The organism is Streptomyces sp. NPDC088254 (genome assembly GCF_044740925.1).
Taxonomy (GTDB): Bacteria; Actinomycetota; Actinomycetes; order Streptomycetales; family Streptomycetaceae; genus Streptomyces.
In genome coordinates this window covers 422,927-443,120 of the sequence record NZ_JBIURQ010000010.1, presented here as the reverse complement: position 1 = coordinate 443,120, position 20,194 = coordinate 422,927, and the positions used below count along the sequence as shown (strand labels likewise).

Below are 20,194 nucleotides of genomic sequence, written 5' to 3'. Positions count from 1 at the left end.
GCGCCGATGGTACTGCAGGGGGGACCCTGTGGGAGAGTAGGACGCCGCCGAACAATCATTGGGAAAACCCCCGCACCTCACGGTGCGGGGGTTTTCTGCGTTTAGGGTCTGTATATGCCCTACGACTTGATGATCTTCGACAATGACGGTGTCCTGGTGGACAGTGAGCCGATCTCCAACCGGCTGCTGGCCGCGTATCTCACGGAGCTCGGGCATCCCACCTCGTACGAGGACTCCGTTCGCGACTACATGGGCTCCGCGATGCACCGGATCCACGACCTGGTCCTGGAGCGCACCGGGCAGCGACTGCCGGCGGAGTTCGACGACGAGTTCCACCGGCGGGTGTTCGAGGCCTTCGCGCGCGAACTGCGGCCGGTGGACGGCGTCGTGGGCGTGCTCGAGAAGCTGACCGCCGGCGAGGTGCCCTACTGCGTGGCGTCCTCGGGGAGTCATGAGCGGATCCGGGTGGGCCATCGGACGACGGGGCTCGACCGGTGGTTCGAGGAGTCGCGGATATTCAGCGCCCAGGACGTGGGCAAGGGGAAGCCGGCGCCCGATCTGTTCCTGCACGCCGCCGAGCGGTTGGGCGTCGCGCCCGCCCGCTGCGTGGTCGTCGAGGACTCACGGCTGGGCGTGCGGGCGGCCGTCGCGGCCGGGATGGACGTGTACGGGTTCACCCGCATGACGCCCGCAGCCGACCTGGCGGAGGCCACCCAACTCTTCTCCGACATGAGCGAGTTGACGGCGCTGCTCGACTGACATCTGTCATACCGAGCTCCGGACGATCGTCTCTGGTGACCGGCCCCCACCGGCCGCGAAGCTGAGGGCATGACGACGAACCCGGTTCCCCAGGGCCGCAACACGAAGCAGAACACGAGGAAGAACTTCGCTCCGCTGATCGTGGACGTGGCGGTGCCGCTCGGCTCGTACTACCTGTTCAAGGACGGCTTCGGGATGAGCACCTTCGCGGCGCTCGCCTGGAGCAGCGTCGGGCCGGCTCTGCGGACCGTGTGGAGCGTGGTCAAGGAGCGCAGGGCCAACGCGCTGGCGGGGCTGATCCTCGTCGTGAACATGGTGTCGCTGCTGCTGAGTTTCGTCTCCGGCGACCCGCGGCTGATGCTGGCCAAGGACAGCGCGGTCAGCAGCACCGTCGCGGTCGGGATCCTCCTCTCCGTGGTGCTCGGGAAGCCGATGATGACCGCGGGGATGAAGCCCTTCCTGGTGAAGGGGGACGCGGCCAGGGAGGCCGCCTGGCAGCGGCTGGCCTCGGGCGGCTCGGTCCGCTCGGCCGACTTCCTGCGCCGGGAGCGGGTGTTCTCCGTGGTCTGGGGTGTGGTCCTGCTCGCCGAGTGCGTGGCGCGGGTGGTCGGGGCCTACACCGTCCCCGTGGACACCATGGTGTGGCTCGGCGGGGTCGTCATGGCCGTCTCGATGGTGGGCGGGTTCCTGGTCAGCGGCGCTCTCGGCGCCGGACCGATGGCGGCGATCCTCGCAGCCGAGCTGAAAGAAGTCCCGACCGACGCCGCCCCTGCCGACGCCGAGCCGCAGGCTCCGCAAGCGGCGAACCCGCAGGAGAACACGGCCCGGATCCGCGAGCCCGGGCTCGCCCTCCAGGCCACCCGGTAGAGCTGAGGGAAACTCACCTTTGGCGGAATCTATCCACGATCACCCCGGGGCCCTACGCTCGCCGCCATGACAGACGTACTGCGGCGGGGCAGGGCCTCGTTGGCGTTCAGCTTCTTCGCACAGGGAGTGGCCTTCGCTCTCCTCGTGACGCGGATTCCGGCCGTCCAGGACCGGTACGGCGTCTCCGACGCCCTGCTGCCCGCCTTCCTCGCCGCGGTGCCCGTCCTGGCCGGCGTCGGCAGCGTGACCACGGAGCGGCTGGTGCGGCGGATACCGCCCAGCCGGGTGCTGCGCTGGTCCCAACCGGTCGTGCTGCTGGCGCTGCTCGGGGTCGGCCTCGGCGAGCGGATGGCAGAGCTGGGGATCTCGCTCGCCTTGTTCGGTCTCGCGGTGGGCGCCCTGGACGCCTCGATGAACATGCTCGGGGTCAGCCTCCAGCGGGCGTACCGGCGGAGCATCATGCTGAGTTTCCATGCCGCGTACAGCCTGGGCGGGATCGTCGGGGCCTCGCTGGCGTGGGCGGGGGCGCACTGGCATCTCACGCTGTGGGTGTCGTATCTGCCGGTGGTGGCGGTGCTGTTGCCGGTGGTGCTGGCGGGGAGCCGGTGGTACGTCGACGGAGACGCCCACGCCGGCTCCGGGGCCGCGCCGGTGGACGCAGGGCGGGGCGGCGAGGAGGGCCTCGTCTTCCGGATGCTGCTGCCGCTGTGTCTGGTGATGACCTTCGCCTACATCGGGGACTCGACCGTCTCCAACTGGAGTGCCAAGTACCTCCAGGACGTGTTGGGGAGTTCGGAGCAGCTCGCGACCGTCCCGTACAACGTCTACATGGTGACCACGCTGCTGGGGCGGGCCATCGGGGACTTCGGGGTGCGGCGGTTCGGGGCCGTGGTGGTGGTGCGGCTGGGGGCGACGGTGGCGGCGCTGGGGTTCGGCGTGGTGGCGGTCGCGCCGGGGGCGTGGGCGGGGATGGGCGGGTTCACGCTGGTGGGCCTCGGGCTGTGCGTGCTGGTGCCGCAGACGTTCGCCGCGGCGGGGCGGCTGTTCCCGGGGGCGTCGGACGCGGCGGTCGCGCGGCTCAACGTCTTCAACTATGTGGGTTTCCTGGTCGGCTCGCCGTTGGTGGGGGCGTTGGGGGACGCGTGGAGCTATCGCGGGGCGATGGCGGTGCCGATGGTGTTGGTGCTGGTGACGTCGGTGTACGCCAGATCGTTCGCGCCTTCGCCGGACCGATACGGTGGCGGGCATGAGCGGCCGTGCACAGCTGATGTGGGACGAGGCAGTAACGGGCTATGACTTCGGTCCGGACCATCCGATGGATCCGGTCCGGCTGTCTCTGACGCGTCGACTGGTCGACGCCCTCGGTCTCGACCGTGAGGTGCGGATCGTGTCGGCCAGGCCGGCGGGGGATTCGACGCTGCGGCTCGTCCACCGGGAGGACTACATCGCGGCGGTGAAGGCGGCCTCGCTGGATCCGGGGGCCGCGGACATGTCGTACGGGCTGGGGACGGTGGACGATCCGGCCTTCGCGGGGATGCACGAGGTGTCCTCGCTGATCGCGGGGCTGTCGGTGGGGGCGGCGGAGGCGGTGTGGCGGGGGGAGGCGCTGCACGCGGTGAACTTCGCGGGCGGGCTGCACCACGCGATGCCGGGCGGCGCTTCGGGGTTCTGCGTCTACAACGACGCGTCGCTGGCCGTGGCGCGGCTGCTGGAGCTGGGCGCGGAGCGGGTCGCGTACGTGGACGTGGACGTGCATCACGGGGACGGTGTGCAGGCGGCGTTCTGGGAGGACCCGCGGGTGCTGACGATCTCGTTGCACGAGCATCCGCGGACGTTGTTCCCGCAGACCGGGTGGCCCGAGGAGACGGGCGCGGACTGTGCGCGGGGGTCGGCGGTGAACGTGGCGCTGCCGGCCGGGACGGGGGACGCGGGGTGGCTGCGGGCGTTCCACGCGGTGGTGCCGGAGCTGATCGCCGACTTCCGGCCGGACGTGCTGGTGACCCAGCACGGGGCGGACACGCACTTCGAGGATCCGCTGGCGCATCTGGCGGTGTCGTTGGACGCGCAGCGGGCGGTGCAGGTCGCGTGCCACGACCTGGCCCATGAGCATGCCGGGGGGAAGTGGGTCGCGCTGGGCGGGGGCGGTTACGCGGTGGTGGACGTGGTGCCGCGGTCCTGGGCGCATCTGGTGGGCGTGGCGGCGGGGGCGCCGGTGCCGCCGGAGACGATGATCCCGGAGGGGTGGCGGCAGGAGGTCTTCGCACGGACCCGGCAGTTGGGGCCGATGCGGATGACCGACGGGCGGTGGCCGGTGGAGTGGGCGGACTGGGAGGCGGGGTACGACCCGGCGGACCGGCTGGACCAGGCGGTTCTGGCCACCCGGCGGGCCGCCTTCCCGCTGCGGGGCTTGCTGGCGTAGCCGCGCCCGGCGGCCCGGGACTCGGGGGATCCCTTAGGCCGACCGTGTCCACTTGTCCCGTTTCGCGCGCTCGGTGCGGTCGGGTCCGTCAGCATCGCTGGAGTGTTGAGTTCCGGGGGTCTTCTGGCGCATCTGCTGTCTGCTCGGTTGGCGGGGGTGGTGGCCACCTCCCGGGAGGAGAGTCTGCGGAGCTATCGGTTGTTCGCGGCGCGCGATCCCCGGGTATTGATCGGACTCGATCCCGAACGGACATGGAGTCAGCGGGATGTGATCGAGTTGATGGCGGCCAAGTGTGGGGTTTCGGCCGATCCTGGACTGACGTCGGGGCATGATGTGATCGACCCGGGGCGGACGATCGCCGCCCTGGACGTCTTCGCGGAGCGGCTCGCCTCGGTCGCCCAGCGTGGCGCTCCGGTGCTGCTGGGCACCGGCCACCCGCACCGGCTGCTCGGTTTCTACGCCGGGCTCGCGGACGCTTTGTCGGCGGCGGGATGTGCTGTCCTCACCCCGGCGCAGGGTCGCTGTGTCGACATAACGACCCGGTTCGGTCTACGCACGTACAACCTCGACTACGTACGCGGTGTCGGGTTGGTGCGGGAACCGGAGAGCGAGCGCCCCGGTGGTGCGACCGGCGCGCACACCCATTCCCCCCTCCCGGTTCGACTGGCGCTGGCGGCGGTGGCGGAGGGCGGCGGGCCGCTGCCGGAGTTGGTGATCGGCGACCATGGATGGGTCTGCGGGGCAGGTCAGCTGGGGTTCGAGGCGATGGGGCCGGCGGACACGGACGATCCCGCGCTGTTCGTCGGGGAGGCCGAGGGATCGGTGTCCGTGGCCGTTCCACTTGATGATGCCGTGCGGTCTGGTCACTACCTGCCGCTGATCCGCTACGTACTCGATCGGGCGTCTCTGTCACAGTAGTCCGGCGACGGGTGCACCTCTTCCCCACTCGCATCACCCGCCCCTACATTGGGGAGTGAGCACGCAGCGACGAAGAGTCACCGGAAGGGGAAGCCGGTGGCCGTCGAGTCGAGTGCGGAAGGTTCAGGTGTGTCATGGCTGCTGACCAGAGGCCTCTGAGCGAGGTTCAGTTCCTTACCGTGGCGGAAGTCGCCTCGGTGATGCGAGTGTCGAAGATGACCGTGTACCGGCTGGTGCACAGCGGTCATCTGCCCGCGATCCGGGTGGGCCGGTCGTTCCGTGTCCCGGAGAACGCGGTTCACGAGTACCTCCGCGAGAGCTACGTGGGGGTGGAAACCGTCTGACCGACGCGGTGGGGGAGCCGGCCCAGGGCGCTTCGCCGGCCCCCCACGCCCTCGATTACGAGCTCAGCGCTCGGGCGGGTAGGCTAGCCCCTCGTAGGTCGTATGGGCCCATGTCGCCCAGCACCGAGTGATGAGAAGTGAGCGAGGGTAGTCGTGGGCTCTGTAATCAAGAAGCGGCGCAAGCGGATGGCCAAGAAGAAGCACCGCAAGCTGCTCAAGCGCACGCGCGTTCAGCGTCGTAACAAGAAGTAAGTTCGCGACGCGAACCGCGAAAGCGTGTGTGGCCCCCCATCCTTTGCCGGTGGGGGGCCACACGTTTAGGGGCTGGCTGGTCAGGCCACCTCACGCGTCGGGCGGTCGTCACGGCGCGACATCGACCCGATAGGTTGGCCCGCGGACGGGGAACGCGGCAGGGTACGAGCAGTGCAGCAGTTCAGGCCGGACCGAAACGGAAGGAAGGCGCTGATCTTGGGCAAGGTCGTGCTCGTGACCGGAGTGGCCCGACAGCTGGGGGGCCGGTTCGTACGCCGGATCCTGCGTGACCCCGGGGTCGAGCGGGTGATCGCCGTGGACGCCGTGCGGCCCGAGCACCATCTCGGCGGGGCCGACTTCATCCAGGCCGACATCCGCCAGCCCACCATCGCGCGGGTGCTCGCCGAGACCGGCGCCGACACCGTCGTCCACCTGGACGTGACGGCGACCGCGCTGGGCAGCGGGAGCCGGACGGTGGTCAAGGAGACCAACGTCATCGGGACGATGCAGCTGCTCGGCGCGTGCCAGAAGTCGCCCAGTGTGAAGCGGCTGGTGGTGAAGTCCAGCACCATGGTCTACGGTTCCGCGCCGCGCGACCCCGCGGTGTTCACCGAGACCAACCCGGCCAAGGCCCTGCCCAGCGGCGGGTTCGCGAAGGACACCGTCGAGGTCGAGGGGTATGTGCGCGGGTTCGCCCGGCGGCGGCCCGACGTCGCCGTGTGCGTGCTGCGGTTCGCCAACATCCTCGGGCCGACCGCCGAGACGCCGCTCGCCTCCTACTTCAAGCTGCCGGTGCTGCCCACCGTGCTCGGCTACGACCCGCGGCTGCAGTTCGTGCACGAGGACGACGTGATCGAGGTGCTGCGGATCGGCTCGCACGAGCCGGCGCGGGGCACGCTCAACAGCGGCACGTTCAACATCGCCGGGGACGGCGTGCTGCTGCTGTCGCAGTGCTCGCGGCGGCTCGGGCGGCCCACCGTGCCGCTGCTGCTCCCCGCCGTCACCTGGGCGGGCTCCCTGGTGCGTACGCTGGGTATGACGGACTTCTCGCCCGAGCAGATCCGGCTTCTCACGCACGGCCGGGTGGTGGCCACGGACCAGATGCGCGAGACGCTGGGATTCACGCCGAGATACACCACCGCGGAGGCCTTCGCGGACTTCGCACGCAGTCAGGGGCAGGGCCTCCTGCCCCCCGAGGCCCTTGCGGGGGCCGTCGACCGGATCGCCGCGCTGCCCCTCGCGGGCGGCGGCCACCCCCCGACGCAGAGCGCCAACTGAGGAGCGCATCAACGATGGCGGACGCCAAGGTCATTCCGTTCGACGACGACCGGTCCCGCGGGGGCGCCGTGCAGCGGCCGTCGCGGCGCCGGAGCGCGGGGAGCCGGCGCGCGACCGGCGAGCCGGCGCCGGTCCTCGAGATCGGCGAGGCCGCTGCGGGGAGCACGGCGGCACCGGTCCCGCCCCTGCCCGGGACGGGTGCGCAGGACGGCAGCCCGGCGTCCGGTGGGCCGCGGGAGGACGCCGGCGGCCTGGAGCGGCGCATCGCGGCTGGGCTGTCGTTCCTGCGCCGCCGCCTCACGGGCGACTACGAGGTCGACGACTTCGGCTACGACGAGGAGCTCACCGACCAGGTCCTGATGTCGCTGCTGCGGCCGGTGTACGAGAAGTACTTCCGGGTCGAGGTGAAGGGCGTCGAGAACATCCCGGCCGAGGGCGGTGCGCTGATCGTCGCCAACCACTCCGGGACGCTGCCGCTGGACGGCCTGATGATGCAGGTCGCCGTCCACGACCATCATCCGGCGAATCGTCACCTCAGGCTGCTGGCCGCGGATCTCGTGTTCGTGCTGCCGGTCGTCAACGAGCTGGCGCGCAAGCTGGGGCACACGCTCGCGTGCGCGGAGGACGCCGAGCGGCTGCTCGGGCAGGGCGAGTTGGTCGGGGTGATGCCGGAGGGCTTCAAGGGCATCGGCAAACCCTTCAGCGAGCGGTACAAGCTCCAGCGGTTCGGGCGGGGCGGGTTCGTCTCCACGGCGCTGCGCAAGGGCGCTCCGATCATCCCGTGTTCGATCGTCGGGGCGGAGGAGATCTACCCGATGATCGGCAACGCCAAGACCCTCGCACGGCTGCTCGGGTTCCCGTACTTCCCGCTGACGCCGACGTTCCCCTGGCTGGGGCCGTTGGGTGCGGTGCCGCTGCCGACGAAGTGGACGATCCAGTTCGGGGAGCCGATCCCGACGGACGGCCATCCGCCGGAGGCGGCGGAGGATCCGATGCTGATGTTCAACCTGACCGACCAGGTGCGCGAGCAGATCCAGCACACGCTGTACAAGCTGCTGGTGCAGCGGAGGTCGGTGTTCTTCTGAAACGCCGACGGCTGTGGGGCGCCCTTCCGAGAAGGGCGCCCCACAGCCGTACTACGTGCTCGGGCCGGTCAGTCCGTGTCGTCGCCGTTGATGCCCAGGCCGGGGAGGAGGCCGGGGAGGAGGGGCGGGACGGTGACGTCGGGCTGGGTGGGCAGGCCGGCGGACGGCGGGCTGATGTCGGCGCTCTGCGGCGGGTCGAGCAGGCCGCCGGTGTTGCCGCCGAGCAGTCCGTCGTCCTCGCTGCCACTGGCGGACGGGTTGCCGGGGCTGCCGCTGCCGCCGCTGGGGCGGTCCGCGCCGGGGGTGGTGTCGCCGGTGCTGGGGGCGGACGAGCGGTCGGCGCCCGAGGCGCCGGGGGACGCCGTGTCCGTACCCGCGCCGGTGCCCGTGCGCTGCCGTCGGCCGTCCTGGGCGCCGCCCTGGGCGGGCGGCTGGGGCAGCAGGGACTGCAGCGGGGCGACCTCCTGGTCTATGGCGTCGAAGACCGACGACACCTGCTGACTGACGTCCCCGAGCTGTACGGGCAGCTTCTCGCGCAGGTCGCCCCAGACGTCGCGGTGCGAGCGCGAGAAGGCGGACAGGGCCTGGATGGGGCCCAGGGAGTCCGGGTCGCGTCGGTACGCCTCGTGCAGCAGCCGGTGGCCCTCGGAGGCGTCGTGCTGCATGCCGGACAGGGCACGCCGGATCTCGCCGAGGGACTCGTGGTCGAGTGGGGCGCCGCCGCGGCCGCGCTCCATCAGCCGGCGGGCCTCGCCGAGCCGGGTGGAGGCCTGGTCGAGGTAGGCCCGGCCGCGCTCGCCGTCGCCCTCGGCGAGATAGTTGAGCTTGAAGTCCTCGATGCCCCGCTTGAGCCCGTACAGGGAGTCGCCGGGCAGGGCGTCGGAGCTCGCGGCGGCGACGCCGCCGAACGCTCCGGCGGCCACCCCGACGCTGAGCCCGCCCGCGGTGAGGCCCTTGGCGAGCCGTGAACGCGGTCGGAGCTTGCTCAACGGGGTCGCCCGGTGGGATCCCCGCGCACGGGACCGCTGTTCGGGTACCGATGCGTCCTCGCCCGCGGCGCCCGCCTTCAGCATGGCCTCCATCGCGGCGACCAACTGGGCGCGCTGGACGACCTTGACCTCGGGGTCGAACTCCGGCTGGGGCAGCTCGGCGAGACTCGTCGCAAGGGCCAGGAGGCGGCCCCGCTCGGTCTGGTCCGCAGCGGCCGGGGCCGGTGGCGATCCTTCGGACTGCTCGGCCGCCGTGCCCTGGTCGGACTGTTCCTCCAGGGCCTGGGCGAAGGCGTTCGCCCGCCGGTGCGCCGATACGTTCGCGATCACTGGCGGCACCTCCTCTCGTCATGACGGTCGGCTCCCCGGGGGTTCGGGGGGTTGCACGCCCGCGACCGCTTCCACACGATCAGGTGATCGGGGAGGGCCGGGACGTGACCACAGGGAGCCTGTATCCCGCACAACGACTGGCGCGGCACTTGGGTTACGGACTGCGGATGATCGGATGGGGAAGTCAACGGACTTTCACCGAAAGTGAGTTGAGGTGGCCCTCAGCAGGCGGGGCAGCGGGGGCGGCAGGACGGCGGAGTCAGCGGGCGTCGTCGGGGAGGAGCCGGGCGAGCGTACGGACGGCCCGGTACTGGAGCGTCTTGATGGCGCCCTCGTTCTTGCCCATCACACGGGCGGTCTCGGCGACGGACAGCCCCTGGAGGAAGCGCAGCGTGACGCATTCCTGCTGCTGGGGGTTGAGCCGGCGTACGGCGTCCAGCAGCGCGGCGTTGGAGAGGGACTCCAGGACGGAGTCCTCGGGGGAGCGCTCGACCTCGTTGGCGTCGAGCATCTCGCCTGTGGTCACCTCCAGCCGGAAGCGGCTGGACTTGAAGTGGTCGGCGACGAGGTTGCGGGCGATGGTGACGAGCCAGGCCCCGAAGTCGCGGCCCTGCCAGGTGAAGGTGCCGATCCGGCGCAGGGCGCGCAGGAACGTCTCACTGGTGAGGTCCTCGGCGGTCGCCTTGCCGCCCACCCGGTAGTAGATGTACCGGTACACGGTGTCGCTGTACTGGTCGTACAGCCTCCCGAAGGCTTCGGCCTCGCCGGCCTGGGCGCGCTCGACGAGGTCCATCATCCGGGCGCTGTCGCTGTCGGCGGCCGGCCGGCGGGCGGTGGCCGCGCCGGTCGCGCGTCCCCGTCTGCCGGCCGTGCGTCCGTCGCCCGACCGCCGCCCCTCGACGACGCTGCGCGCCGGCGCCTGCTCCAGGCCGTCGGCCAGTGCGTAGCACGGCCCGCTCGGAGCGGCGGCGAAGGCGGGGACGGCGTACGCGGTGGGGACGAAGCCGCGCAACAGGTCCTGGACCGTAGCGACCTTTGCGCGCAGCGTAGCCAGGCCCGAGGTGTCAACCCCGACGTGTGGGTACACGGGACTCCCAGAGGCAGAGCTTCCATCACGTGCAGTGCGGGACCTTTCACCCGTCGTAGCGACGGAGGGGTACCGGTTTGCGTCTGAGGAGAATAACGCTTCGTACAGGCGCTGCTACACCGAGTTGCTCAAAGTGTCGATTACATCGCCTCTGCAGCCGATTGTCGCCCGATCAAGTTGCGGAAAGTGACCGTCTGTTGATCGGAACGGTTCGAGTTTCCGGTCGCTCCGGGGCGTGTTGTGGCGGTGCGCGGACAACGGGCGTCGTCCGGGCACAGTCAGGGGCCGCAGGGGCCGGATCGGCGTCCTCCGGTCAGGGCCGCCGGCCGTGGACCGCTGGTCAGGCCCGCTGCTCGGCGGGTCGTCCGGTTGACGCGTCGGTCAACGGCGCGTCAGCGGCGCCGGCGGTGCAGGGCGATCGCCGCCGCCGTGCCGCCCGCCACCGCGCCCACCCCGGCGGCCGCCGGGATGCCGACCTTGGCCGCCTTGCGGCCCGTGCGGTAGTCGCGCAGGCGCCAGTCCAGGTCGCGGGCGTGCCTGCGGAGCTTGGCGTCGGGGTTGATGGCGTAGGGGTGGCCGACGAGGGAGAGCATCGGGATGTCGTTGTGGGAGTCGCTGTAGGCGGCGCAGCGGGAGAGGTCGAGGCCCTCCGCCGAGGCCAGGGCGCGCACCGCCTCCGCCTTGGCCGGGCCGTGCAGCGGCTCGCCCACCAGCTTGCCGGTATAGACGCCGTCCACCGACTCCGCGACCGTGCCGAGCGCGCCGGTGAGGCCGAGGCGGCGGGCGATCACCTGGGCGATCTCCACGGGCGCCGCCGTGACCAGCCACACCTTCTGTCCGGCGTCCAGGTGCGCCTGGGCCAGTGCCCGGGTGCCGGGCCAGATGCGCTCGGCCATGTACTCGTCGTAGATCTCCTCGCCGATCGACTGGAGTTCGCTGACACGGTGGCCCTTGACGATGGAGAGCGCCGAGTCGCGGGCCTCCTGCATGTGTTCCGGGTCCTCGATGCCCGCGAGCCGGAACCACGCCTGCTGCCAGGCGAACCGGGCGAGTTCGCGGGTTTCGAAGAACTTCCGTTTGTACAGGCCACGGCCGAAGTGGAAGAGGGCGGCGCCCTGCATCACGGTGTTGTCCAGGTCGAAGAAGGCCGCGGCCTTCTCGTCGCCGTGGACGGGGAACTGTGCTTCGTCCTGGGTGTCCTGACTGGACTTGCGGGCGGCCTCCGCCGAGGCCTCGCCTGCCAACACGCTCCGCGCCGTGGCGGAGCGCCTACGGGGAGTGAGCCATCCGAGAGCGGCCATGGCGTGAGCATAGCCAGTTCATCCCGTGGTTCCGGAGTCACGAGGTTGGAACGCTGTGAACTCTCCACGACCGTGTCGTTAAAGAAGTGGGGTGGGGAGCGGGAGAAAGCGGAATCGGGACGGCGGCGGCCGCCCGCGCGTCGCCGCGCGAGAATGGCTGACATGAGTCCCCTCTTCCGCCGCAAGGCCCCCGCCCCGCAGGACCGGCTGGTGACGTTGATCGGCAAGCCGGGCTGTCATCTGTGCGATGACGCACAACTGGTGATCGAGAAGGTGTGCGCCGATCTCGGCGTGCCCTGGGAGAAGCGGGACATCACCGAGGACGCGGAGCTGCACGACCGTTACTGGGAGCAGATCCCGGTGGTCCTGGTCGACGGTGAGCAGCACACCTTCTGGCGGGTGAACGAGGAGCGGCTGCGCAGTGAGTTGACGGGCGGGTGACGGCCGGGTGACCGTCGAGGGGCCGGTGAGCGGCGGGTGGGCGTGCGCCTGCGCGCCGGCGAGCGGACGTCCGGCGGCTCGGCGGGCCGGGCGGTCGATGATCGACAACTGACCGACCAGTCCAAGTGAGCCCCGAAGTCGCTTAGGATCGACGGTGACCAGGTCTCGGGGGCGGGATTCGTGAGGAGAGTGTGCGGTTTTGCCCCCGGTAGTGAAGGAGCGCGGGCGCGCGAGCGCCGCCTTTCCGTGCATAGGCCGGGGGCGCGTGACCCCGGTCACGTTGGCCGGGCAAATCGGACACCATCTTTGTGCACGCGTTCACAAAGACATAGCCTGCTTTCGACGGGGCGGTCTGGGGACGTATGACCGCCTGCAGCCCCGCTCTACCCGCAGGAGCACCGTGGCAACTGGCCGAACTCACCGACCGGCGACCCGTAGCCGAGGGATTCCCGAGGCCACCGTCGCCCGGCTTCCGCTGTACCTCCGTGCGCTGACCGCGCTGTCGGAGCGCTCGGTCCCCACCGTCTCCTCCGAGGAGCTCGCGGCCGCGGCGGGCGTCAACTCCGCGAAGCTGCGCAAGGACTTCTCCTACCTGGGCTCCTACGGGACGCGCGGGGTGGGCTACGACGTCGAGTATCTCGTCTACCAGATCTCCCGTGAGCTCGGCCTCACCCAGGACTGGCCGGTAGTGATCGTCGGCATCGGCAACCTCGGCGCGGCGCTCGCCAACTACGGCGGGTTCGCCTCCCGCGGCTTCCGCGTCGCGGCCCTCATCGACGCCGACCCCGCGATGGCCGGGAAGCCGGTCGCCGGGATCCCGGTGCAGCACAGCGACGAGCTCGAGAAGATCATCAGCGACAACGGCGTGTCGATCGGCGTCATCGCGACCCCGGCCGGCGCCGCCCAGCAGGTGTGCGACCGGCTCGTGGCCGCCGGCGTCACCTCCATCCTGAACTTCGCGCCGACCGTGCTGTCCGTCCCCGACGGGGTCGACGTGCGCAAGGTCGACCTCTCCATCGAGCTGCAGATCCTCGCCTTCCACGAGCAGCGCAAGGCCGGTGAGGAGGCCGCGTCCGGCGACGGCGCCGGCCCCGCGCCCACGCCCCGCCGCGCGTCCGCAGACCAGGGCCCTGACGGGGACGTCCCCGCCGTGATGCCGGCATGAGTCTCCTCGTCGTGGGACTGAGCCACCGCACCGCCCCGGTCAGCGTGCTGGAGCGCGCCTCGCTCTGCGCGGACGCCCAGGCGAAGCTGCTCCAGGACACGCTCGCCGCCGAGCCGGCCGCCGAGGCCGCGGTGCTCGCCACCTGCAACCGCATCGAGCTCTACGCCGACGTGGACAAGTTCCACGCCGGTGTCGCCGAGCTGTCCACGCTGCTCGCCCAGCACAGCGGGGTCGGCCTGGAGGAGCTCACGCCGTACCTGTACGTGCACTACGAGGACCGCGCCGTCCACCACATGTTCTCCGTGGCCTGCGGTCTGGACTCGATGGTCGTCGGCGAGGGGCAGATCCTCGGCCAGATCAAGGACTCGCTGGCCCGCGCGCAGGAGCTGCACACCGCCGGACGGCTGCTGAACGACCTGTTCCAGCAGGCGCTCAGGGTCGGCAAGCGCGCCCACTCCGAGACCGGCATCGACCGCGCCGGCCAGTCCCTGGTCACCTTCGGCCTGGAGCAGCTGGCCGCGGGCGGGGACGTGACCGCGTGGGCCCGCGGCAAGCGCGCCCTGGTCATCGGCGCCGGCTCCATGTCCTCGCTGGCGGCGGCCACGCTCGCCCGGGTCGGCGTCGCCGAGGTCGTCGTCGCCAACCGCACCTTCGACCGCGCCGAGCGCCTTGCGCACCTGCTCGAAGAGCAGTACGGGCCCAGCCTGACCGAGGCGGGGGAGCCGGGGCTGACGGCCCGCGCCGTCCCCATGGAGGCGGTGCGGCATGAGCTGACACGTGCCGACGTCGCCGTCTCCTGTACGGGGGCGACGGGGCTCGTCCTCACGGCGGACGCGGTCGCGGCGGCGGTCGAGGGCCGCACCGGAGCGCCCGTCGCCTTCACCGAGGACACGTACGCGCAGGAGTCGTCGCGGGCCGGTGTGCGGCCGCTGCCGACCGCGCCCGCGGGCGCCGCCGGCATTGACGACAACTGCCCGCTCGACCTGCAGGCCGTGCAGCAGTCCGGCTTCTCCGTGATGGGGGAGGCCGCCGTGGCCGGCATGGACGCCGCGACGCTGGAGCAGCACGCCGCCTGGGTCGCCGGCGCGGGCGTGGACCGCCGGGAGGCCGCCCGCCGGCCCGAGGCGGACGCCGAGCTGATCACCGCGCTCGCCGCGACCGCCGCCACGCTGGGCCGGGTCCCCGAGCGCCGCAGGCCCGAGCAGGCCGCCGCGCCGCTACGGCCGGAGCCGGTGCTGTTCGTGCTGGACCTCGCCATGCCGCGGGACGTCGACGCGGCCGCGCACCGGCTCGCCGGGGTGCGGCTGGTGGACATCGAGTCGCTCGCCGAGGTGTCGGCGGACGCTCCGATGGCCTCCGACGTCGACCAGGTCCGCCGGATCGTCGCCGACGAGGTCGCCGCGTTCGGCGCGGCGCAGCGGGCCGCGCACATCACGCCCACCGTGGTCGCCCTGCGCACCATGGCTGCCGACGTCGTGGCCGGCGAGATCGCCCGGCTCGAGGGGCGGCTGCCCGGCCTGGACGACAAGCACCGCGCCGAGATCACACAGACCGTGCGGCGGGTCGTCGACAAGCTGCTGCACGCGCCGACCGTGCGGGTCAAGCAGCTCGCGGCCGAGCCCGGCGGCGCCGGGTACGCGGACGCGCTGCGGACCCTGTTCGACCTCGACCAGGAGGCGGTGGCCGCCGTCTCGCGGGCCCGTGAGGACGCGGGGGCGGACGGCGACCACAGCATCGAGATCATCGAGAACCACGCCAAGAACCGAGGGCCGGCATGAGTACGAAGGCACTGAGGCTCGGGACCAGACGGAGCAAGCTCGCCATGGCCCAGTCCGGGCAGGTGGCGGACGCCGTACGCCGGGTGACCGGGCGGCCCGTCGAGCTCGTCGAGATCACCACCTACGGCGACACCTCCCGTGAGCACCTCGCACAGATCGGGGGCACCGGGGTGTTCGTCACCGCGCTGCGCGACGCGCTGGCGCGGGGCGAGGTCGACTTCGCGGTCCACTCGCTGAAGGACCTGCCGACCACGCAGCCCGAGGAGCTGGTCCTGGCCGCCGTACCGGTACGCGAGGACCCGCGCGACGTGATCGTCGCCCGGGACGCGCTGAAGTTCACCGACCTGCCGCGCGGAGCGCGCATAGGCACGGGTTCGCCGCGGCGGATGGCGCAGCTGAACGCGTACGCGCGTGCCCACGGGCTGGACATAGAGACGGTCCCGATCCGGGGCAACGTCGACACGCGGATCGGTTTCGTCCGGGACGGTGAGCTGGATGCCGTCGTCCTGGCCGCCGCCGGACTGAACCGGATCGGGCGTAGTGAGGAAGTGACCGACTTCCTGTCGGTCGACACGGTTCTGCCCGCCCCCGGCCAGGGGGCACTGGCGATCGAGTGCAGGGCGGCCGACACCGCCCAGGACGCAGCTCTGATCGCAGCCCTCGGCGAGCTCGACGACCCGTTCACCCGGGTCGCCGTGACCGCCGAACGGTCACTGCTCGCCGCCCTGGAGGCCGGCTGCAGCGCCCCTGTGGGTGCGCTGGCCGACCACCTGGCCGACGGGCAGATTGTCAAGGAAATGCGCCTGCGCGGCGTCGTCGGCACGACCGACGGTTCGCGCACGGTGCAGCTGTCCACCACCGGTCCCGTGCCCGACACGCACGACCGGGCAATGGCGCTCGGTCGCGAACTCGCAGCCGAGATGCTTGCCCAGGGCGCGGCCGGTCTGATGGGGGAGCGAGCACAGTGAGCCCCACCGCCCTTCCTGCCGCCGCCGTTCCTGAGCACGGGCACGTCACCTTCCTCGGTGCCGGACCCGGGGATCCGGGACTGCTGACCCTGCGCGCCGTGGAGGCCCTGGCCCACGCGGACGTCCTCGTCGCCGAGCACGAGGTGCTCGACGTCGTCCGGACGCACGCCCGGCCGGGCGTCACCGTCGTGAACGCGGAGACCGGTCCTTCGCCGGATCCGCTTCCGGGCACGGTCGCGCCTCTCGCCGCGGTCGTTGACGGCGCGTCAACAACCGTTGCTGATCCCGCGGTGCGGGATGCCGCACATCTTGTCATGGAGGCCGCGCGGGGCGGCAGGCGGGTGGTGCGTGCGGTGTCCGGGGACCCCGGACTCGACACGTACGCGGCGGAGGAGATGCTCGCCTGCGCCGCGGCCGGCGTGCCCTTCGAGGTCGTTCCCGGCGTCGCCGCGGCGGTCGGCGTGCCCGCGTACGCGGGTGTGCCGCTGCGGGACGCGCAGGGCGCGGACGTCCGGTTCGTGGACGCCCGTACCGCCTCCGACCGGTGCTGGACCGAGGTCGGCGCGTCGGACGGCACGGTCGTGGTGTCGACGACCCTCGACTCGGTCGCCGCGGCGGCCGGCGAGCTGGTGTCGGCGGGCCGCAAGCCCGACACCCCGCTGACGGTCACCGTCGCCGGTACGACGACCCGGCAGCGCACCTGGTCGGCCACTCTCGGCACGATCGCGCAGACGCTGAAGCAGGCCAAGGTGCTGCCCTCGCCCGAGGGCGGCCGGCCGGTGATAGCCGTGGTCGGCGAGCGTTCCGCCCCCGCACAGCGCGACCAGCTGGCGTGGTTCGAGTCCAAGCCGCTGTTCGGCTGGAAGGTGCTCGTGCCGCGCACGAAGGAGCAGGCGGCGTCGCTCTCCGACCAGCTGCGGTCCTACGGGGCCGTGCCGCACGAGGTGCCGACGATCGCCGTCGAGCCGCCGCGCACGCCCCAGCAGATGGAGCGGGCGGTGAAGGGCCTGGTCACGGGCCGCTACGAGTGGATCGCCTTCACCTCGGTGAACGCCGTCAAGGCGGTCCGGGAGAAGTTCGAGGAGTACGGCCTCGACGCGCGGGCCTTCGCCGGCATCAAGGTCGCGGCGGTGGGCGAGCAGACCGCGAAGGCGCTCATCGCCTTCGGCGTGAAGCCGGATCTGGTGCCCAGCGGTGAGCAGAGCGCCGCCGGTCTGCTGGAGGACTGGCCGCCGTACGACCCGGTGTTCGACCCGATCGACCGGGTGTTCCTGCCGCGGGCCGACATCGCCACCGAGACGCTGGTCGCCGGTCTCATCGAGCTCGGCTGGGAGGTCGACGACGTCACGGCCTACCGGACCGTGCGGGCCTCGCCGCCGCCGGCGGAGACCCGGGAGGCGATCAAGGGCGGCGGCTTCGACGCGGTGCTCTTCACGTCGTCCTCCACGGTCCGCAACCTGGTGGGCATCGCCGGCAAGCCGCACAACGTGACGGTGATCGCCTGCATCGGCCCGGCCACCGCGAAGACCGCCGAGGAACACGGTCTGCGCGTCGACGTCATGGCGCCGGAGCCGTCCGCGCTCAAGCTGGCCGAGGCCCTGGCCGACTTCGGCGTCCGCCGCCGGGCCGCGGCTCTGGAAGCGGGCGACCCGGTCACCCGCCCGAGCGAGCGCCGTCCGGGCGCCCGGCGGCGCCGGGCCACCTGAGACACCGGCCGCACGGCCCCGCCCCGGGTCGACGTCAGTCGCCGGGGGCGGGGCCGTCCGCGTGGGCGGCTCCACCGACCCGGCGTCGGTAAAGGGGCTGCCGGGGCGGGCGTAGCGTAGAGCGCATGACGAAGTACGGATCCTTTCCCGGTACGCGTCCCCGGCGGCTGCGCACCTCCCCCGCGATGCGGCGCATGGTCGCCGAGACCCGGTTGCATCCGGCCGACTTCATCCTGCCCGCGTTCGTGCGGGAGGGCGTGAGCGAGCCGGTGCCGATCCAGGCGATGCCCGGGGTCGTCCAGCACACCCGGGACAGTCTGAAGAAGGCGGCCGCCGAGGCGGTGGCGGCCGGGGTCTCCGGGATCATGCTGTTCGGGGTGCCGGAGGAGTCGAAGAAGGACGCGCTCGGCACCCCGGGGACGGATCCGGACGGCATCCTGCAGGTGGCGATCCGGGACGTGCGGGCCGAGGTCGGGGACGACCTGCTCGTCATGTCCGACCTGTGCCTGGACGAGACCACCGACCACGGGCACTGCGGTGTGCTGGACGAGGAAGGGCGCGTCGACAACGACGCCACCCTGGAGCGGTACGCCGAGATGGCCCAGGTCCAGGCCGACGCCGGCGCCCATGTGGTCGGCCCCAGCGGGATGATGGACGGGCAGATCGGCGTCATCCGGGACGCCCTGGACCAGATCGGCCGGGAGGATGTCGCGATCCTCGCCTACACCGCCAAGTACTCCTCCGCCTTCTACGGGCCCTTCCGGGAGGCGGTCGGGTCCTCGCTGAAGGGGGACCGCAAGACCTACCAGCAGGACCCGGCCAACCTGCGGGAGTCGCTGCGCGAACTGGCGCTGGACCTGGAGGAGGGGGCCGACATGGTGATGGTCAAGCCGGCCGGCCCCTACCTGGACATCCTCGCCCGCGTCGCCGACAGCGTGGACGTGCCCGTCGCCGCCTACCAGATCTCCGGCGAGTACTCGATGATCGAGGCCGCCGCCGAGAAGGGCTGGCTCGACCGCGACCGGGCCATCCTGGAGACGCTGACCGGCATCAAGCGGGCCGGGGCGCGGAACATCCTCACCTACTGGGCCACCGAGGCGGCCCAGAAGCTCCGATGAGCCCGGCCTCGGCGCCCGACGCCTCCCGGTAGGCGTCGGGCCGTCACACCGTGCGTCCGCATTGCGGAAAGTAACGTGTAGACGGCATGCACTTCCCTAGGCTGCGGGACGCGAGGCGTACGTCCCCGCAGCCGAAGGAGCCGTGCCATGACCGTCGTCCCAGCCGACACCTCAGCCCCCGCCGACGCGGCGTCGACTGCCTTTCCCGCCGCGCCCGTTCCGGCTCTCGCCGCGCGCACCCTCGCCGTCGGCGGGTCGCCCGTGCGGGACATTTTGGCCGTCACCGCCCGGCCCGAGGTGATCAACTTCGCGGGCGGGCTGCCCGCACCGGAGCTGTTCGACCGGCAGGGCGTCGCCGACGCCTTCCGGCACGTGCTGGAGGAGACGCCCGGGCGGGCCCTGCAGTACTCCACCACCGAGGGCGAACCGGCGCTGCGCGAGCCGCTGGCGGCACGCATGTCCGCGCGGGGACTGCCGACCGGCGCCGACGACCTCCTCGTCACCGCCGGTTCGCAGCAGGCGCTGTCCCTCCTGGCCGCAGCCCTGCTCGACCCGGGCGACACCGTCCTCGTCGAGGACCCCTGCTACCTCGCCGCCCTCCAGGTCTTCGGCCTCGCGGGAGCCCGGGTCGTCCCGGTGCCCGGCGACGCGGACGGCCCCGATCCCGAGGCGCTGGCCGACCTGGTGGCCAGTGAACGCCCCAAGCTGCTCTACACCGTCCCCACCTTCCAGAACCCCACCGGCCGCACCCTCCCCGCCGAGCGCCGCGCCGCCCTCGCGGCCGTCGCCGCCCGCCACGGCCTGTGGATCGTCGAGGACGACCCCTACGGCGAACTCCGCTACGAGGGCGAGCGCGTCCCCTGGATCGCCGCCCACCCCGACGCCCGCGACCGGACCGTGCTGCTCGGCTCCTTCTCCAAGGTCATGGCCCCCGGTCTGCGGCTGGGCTGGCTGCGCGCCCCGGCACAGCTGCGTCGCGCCTGCGCGGTCGCCAAGCAGGCGGCCGACCTGCACACCCCGACCGTCAACCAGCTCGCCGCCGCCCGCTACCTGGCCGTCGCCGACCTCGACGCGCATGTGGCCCGCGTCGCCGGCGTCTACCGGGAACGCCGGGACGCCATGCTCGCCGGACTGCCCGGCGCCCTCCCCGAGGGGTCGGTCTGGAACCGGCCCGAGGGCGGCATGTTCCTGTGGGCGCGGCTGCCCGACGGCCACGACACGGCCGCCCTGCTCCCCGCGGTGGTCCGGCACGACGTGGCCTACGTCCCCGGCGCGCCCTTCCACGCCGGTGAGCCCGACCCGGCGACGCTGCGGCTGTGCTTCGTGACGCAGACGCCGGAGGAGATCGCGGAGGGGCTCAGCCGGCTGGGGCGGGCGCTCGGCGCGTGA

The 20,194-nt window shown here is 72.1% G+C and carries 19 protein-coding genes; 16 read left to right on the top strand and 3 right to left on the bottom strand.

Annotated elements, in window-relative coordinates:
• Window positions 1-114: 114 nt before the first annotated feature.
• The 9 genes from ACIOC0_RS29125 (at window position 115) to ACIOC0_RS29085 (ending at window position 7,922) form a co-directional block, all read left to right on the top strand.
• On the top strand, window positions 115-759 hold the full coding sequence (locus tag ACIOC0_RS29125; RefSeq protein WP_402158713.1) for an HAD family hydrolase: 645 nt from the start codon (window positions 115-117) through the stop codon (window positions 757-759).
• 69 nt (window positions 760-828) lie between these two features.
• The gene (locus ACIOC0_RS29120) at window positions 829-1,626 is read left to right on the top strand and encodes a VC0807 family protein (RefSeq protein WP_402158712.1); all 798 of its coding nucleotides are present in this window, start codon (window positions 829-831) and stop codon (window positions 1,624-1,626) included.
• A gap of 66 nt (window positions 1,627-1,692) precedes the next feature.
• Window positions 1,693-2,922, top strand: a complete 1,230-nt coding sequence (locus tag ACIOC0_RS29115; RefSeq protein ID WP_402158711.1) for an MFS transporter — start codon at window positions 1,693-1,695, stop codon at window positions 2,920-2,922.
• On the top strand, window positions 2,873-4,045 hold the full coding sequence (locus ACIOC0_RS29110) for an acetoin utilization protein AcuC (protein WP_402158710.1): 1,173 nt from the start codon (window positions 2,873-2,875) through the stop codon (window positions 4,043-4,045). Before ACIOC0_RS29115 ends, ACIOC0_RS29110 begins: the two co-directional genes overlap by 50 nt.
• 102 nt (window positions 4,046-4,147) lie before the next feature.
• Window positions 4,148-4,963 (top strand): phosphatase, encoded by an 816-nt coding sequence (locus tag ACIOC0_RS29105; RefSeq protein WP_402158709.1) that lies wholly within the window; start codon window positions 4,148-4,150, stop codon window positions 4,961-4,963.
• Between the two features lie 134 nt (window positions 4,964-5,097).
• The gene (locus ACIOC0_RS29100; RefSeq protein WP_130440726.1) at window positions 5,098-5,307 is read left to right on the top strand and encodes a helix-turn-helix domain-containing protein; all 210 of its coding nucleotides are present in this window, start codon (window positions 5,098-5,100) and stop codon (window positions 5,305-5,307) included.
• A 153-nt stretch (window positions 5,308-5,460) separates the two neighbouring features.
• Window positions 5,461-5,559 carry a 30S ribosomal protein bS22 gene (locus ACIOC0_RS29095; protein ID WP_003948845.1) on the top strand — a complete coding sequence of 33 codons (99 nt, stop codon included), beginning with the start codon at window positions 5,461-5,463 and terminating at the stop codon, window positions 5,557-5,559.
• Between the two features lie 216 nt (window positions 5,560-5,775).
• Window positions 5,776-6,837 carry an NAD-dependent epimerase/dehydratase family protein gene (locus ACIOC0_RS29090; protein ID WP_402158708.1) on the top strand — a complete coding sequence of 354 codons (1,062 nt, stop codon included), beginning with the start codon at window positions 5,776-5,778 and terminating at the stop codon, window positions 6,835-6,837.
• Between the two features lie 14 nt (window positions 6,838-6,851).
• Window positions 6,852-7,922 (top strand): lysophospholipid acyltransferase family protein, encoded by a 1,071-nt coding sequence (locus ACIOC0_RS29085; RefSeq protein WP_402158707.1) that lies wholly within the window; start codon window positions 6,852-6,854, stop codon window positions 7,920-7,922.
• A gap of 68 nt (window positions 7,923-7,990) precedes the next feature.
• Here the strand turns inward: ACIOC0_RS29085 and ACIOC0_RS29080 are convergent, their stop codons facing one another.
• The 3 genes from ACIOC0_RS29080 to ACIOC0_RS29070 form a co-directional block, all read right to left on the bottom strand.
• Entirely contained in the window at window positions 7,991-9,241 is a 1,251-nt protein-coding gene (locus ACIOC0_RS29080) for a DUF5667 domain-containing protein (protein WP_402158706.1), read from the bottom strand.
• Window positions 9,242-9,500: 259 nt separating this feature from the next.
• Window positions 9,501-10,328 carry an ECF subfamily RNA polymerase sigma factor, BldN family gene (locus ACIOC0_RS29075; protein WP_402158705.1) on the bottom strand — a complete coding sequence of 276 codons (828 nt, stop codon included), beginning with the start codon at window positions 10,326-10,328 and terminating at the stop codon, window positions 9,501-9,503.
• Window positions 10,329-10,720: 392 nt separating this feature from the next.
• Window positions 10,721-11,629 carry an HAD-IB family hydrolase gene (locus ACIOC0_RS29070; RefSeq protein WP_352245151.1) on the bottom strand — a complete coding sequence of 303 codons (909 nt, stop codon included), beginning with the start codon at window positions 11,627-11,629 and terminating at the stop codon, window positions 10,721-10,723.
• Window positions 11,630-11,782: 153 nt separating this feature from the next.
• Between ACIOC0_RS29070 and ACIOC0_RS29065 the strand changes: the two genes are divergently transcribed.
• The 7 genes from ACIOC0_RS29065 to ACIOC0_RS29035 all read left to right on the top strand — a co-directional run bounded on the left by ACIOC0_RS29065 (window position 11,783) and on the right by ACIOC0_RS29035 (window position 20,194).
• Complete coding sequence (locus tag ACIOC0_RS29065) at window positions 11,783-12,070, top strand: glutaredoxin family protein (RefSeq protein WP_402158704.1); 288 nt, start codon at window positions 11,783-11,785, stop codon at window positions 12,068-12,070.
• Window positions 12,071-12,470: 400 nt separating this feature from the next.
• Window positions 12,471-13,235, top strand: coding sequence for a redox-sensing transcriptional repressor Rex (locus tag ACIOC0_RS29060; RefSeq protein ID WP_130440740.1), 765 nt, complete (start codon window positions 12,471-12,473; stop codon window positions 13,233-13,235).
• Window positions 13,232-15,013, top strand: a complete 1,782-nt coding sequence (locus tag ACIOC0_RS29055) for a glutamyl-tRNA reductase (protein ID WP_402158703.1) — start codon at window positions 13,232-13,234, stop codon at window positions 15,011-15,013. The genes ACIOC0_RS29060 and ACIOC0_RS29055 overlap by 4 nt, the downstream gene beginning before the upstream one ends.
• Entirely contained in the window at window positions 15,010-15,981 is a 972-nt protein-coding gene (hemC, locus tag ACIOC0_RS29050; protein WP_402158702.1) for a hydroxymethylbilane synthase, read from the top strand. Before ACIOC0_RS29055 ends, hemC begins: the two co-directional genes overlap by 4 nt.
• Window positions 15,978-17,687, top strand: coding sequence for a uroporphyrinogen-III synthase (locus tag ACIOC0_RS29045; RefSeq protein ID WP_402158701.1), 1,710 nt, complete (start codon window positions 15,978-15,980; stop codon window positions 17,685-17,687). Before hemC ends, ACIOC0_RS29045 begins: the two co-directional genes overlap by 4 nt.
• Before the next feature lie 125 nt (window positions 17,688-17,812).
• A complete protein-coding gene (gene hemB / locus ACIOC0_RS29040; RefSeq protein WP_402158700.1) occupies window positions 17,813-18,805 on the top strand; it encodes a porphobilinogen synthase in 993 nt (330 codons plus the stop codon).
• Window positions 18,806-18,952: 147 nt separating this feature from the next.
• Window positions 18,953-20,194 (top strand): PLP-dependent aminotransferase family protein, encoded by a 1,242-nt coding sequence (locus ACIOC0_RS29035; RefSeq protein WP_402158699.1) that lies wholly within the window; start codon window positions 18,953-18,955, stop codon window positions 20,192-20,194.

Coding starts and splice junctions, on each gene's coding strand:
- ACIOC0_RS29100 (WP_130440726.1), top strand. CDS start 5,098: ATGGCTGCTGACCAGAGGCCTCTGAGCGAGGTTCAGTTCCTTACCGTG.
- ACIOC0_RS29085 (WP_402158707.1), top strand. CDS start 6,852: ATGGCGGACGCCAAGGTCATTCCGTTCGACGACGACCGGTCCCGCGGG.
- ACIOC0_RS29035 (WP_402158699.1), top strand. CDS start 18,953: ATGACCGTCGTCCCAGCCGACACCTCAGCCCCCGCCGACGCGGCGTCG.
- ACIOC0_RS29110 (WP_402158710.1), top strand. CDS start 2,873: ATGAGCGGCCGTGCACAGCTGATGTGGGACGAGGCAGTAACGGGCTAT.
- ACIOC0_RS29065 (WP_402158704.1), top strand. CDS start 11,783: ATGGCTGACATGAGTCCCCTCTTCCGCCGCAAGGCCCCCGCCCCGCAG.
- ACIOC0_RS29120 (WP_402158712.1), top strand. CDS start 829: ATGACGACGAACCCGGTTCCCCAGGGCCGCAACACGAAGCAGAACACG.
- hemC (WP_402158702.1), top strand. CDS start 15,010: ATGAGTACGAAGGCACTGAGGCTCGGGACCAGACGGAGCAAGCTCGCC.
- ACIOC0_RS29115 (WP_402158711.1), top strand. CDS start 1,693: ATGACAGACGTACTGCGGCGGGGCAGGGCCTCGTTGGCGTTCAGCTTC.
- hemB (WP_402158700.1), top strand. CDS start 17,813: ATGACGAAGTACGGATCCTTTCCCGGTACGCGTCCCCGGCGGCTGCGC.
- ACIOC0_RS29125 (WP_402158713.1), top strand. CDS start 115: ATGCCCTACGACTTGATGATCTTCGACAATGACGGTGTCCTGGTGGAC.
- ACIOC0_RS29055 (WP_402158703.1), top strand. CDS start 13,232: ATGAGTCTCCTCGTCGTGGGACTGAGCCACCGCACCGCCCCGGTCAGC.
- ACIOC0_RS29070 (WP_352245151.1), bottom strand. CDS start 11,629: ATGGCCGCTCTCGGATGGCTCACTCCCCGTAGGCGCTCCGCCACGGCG.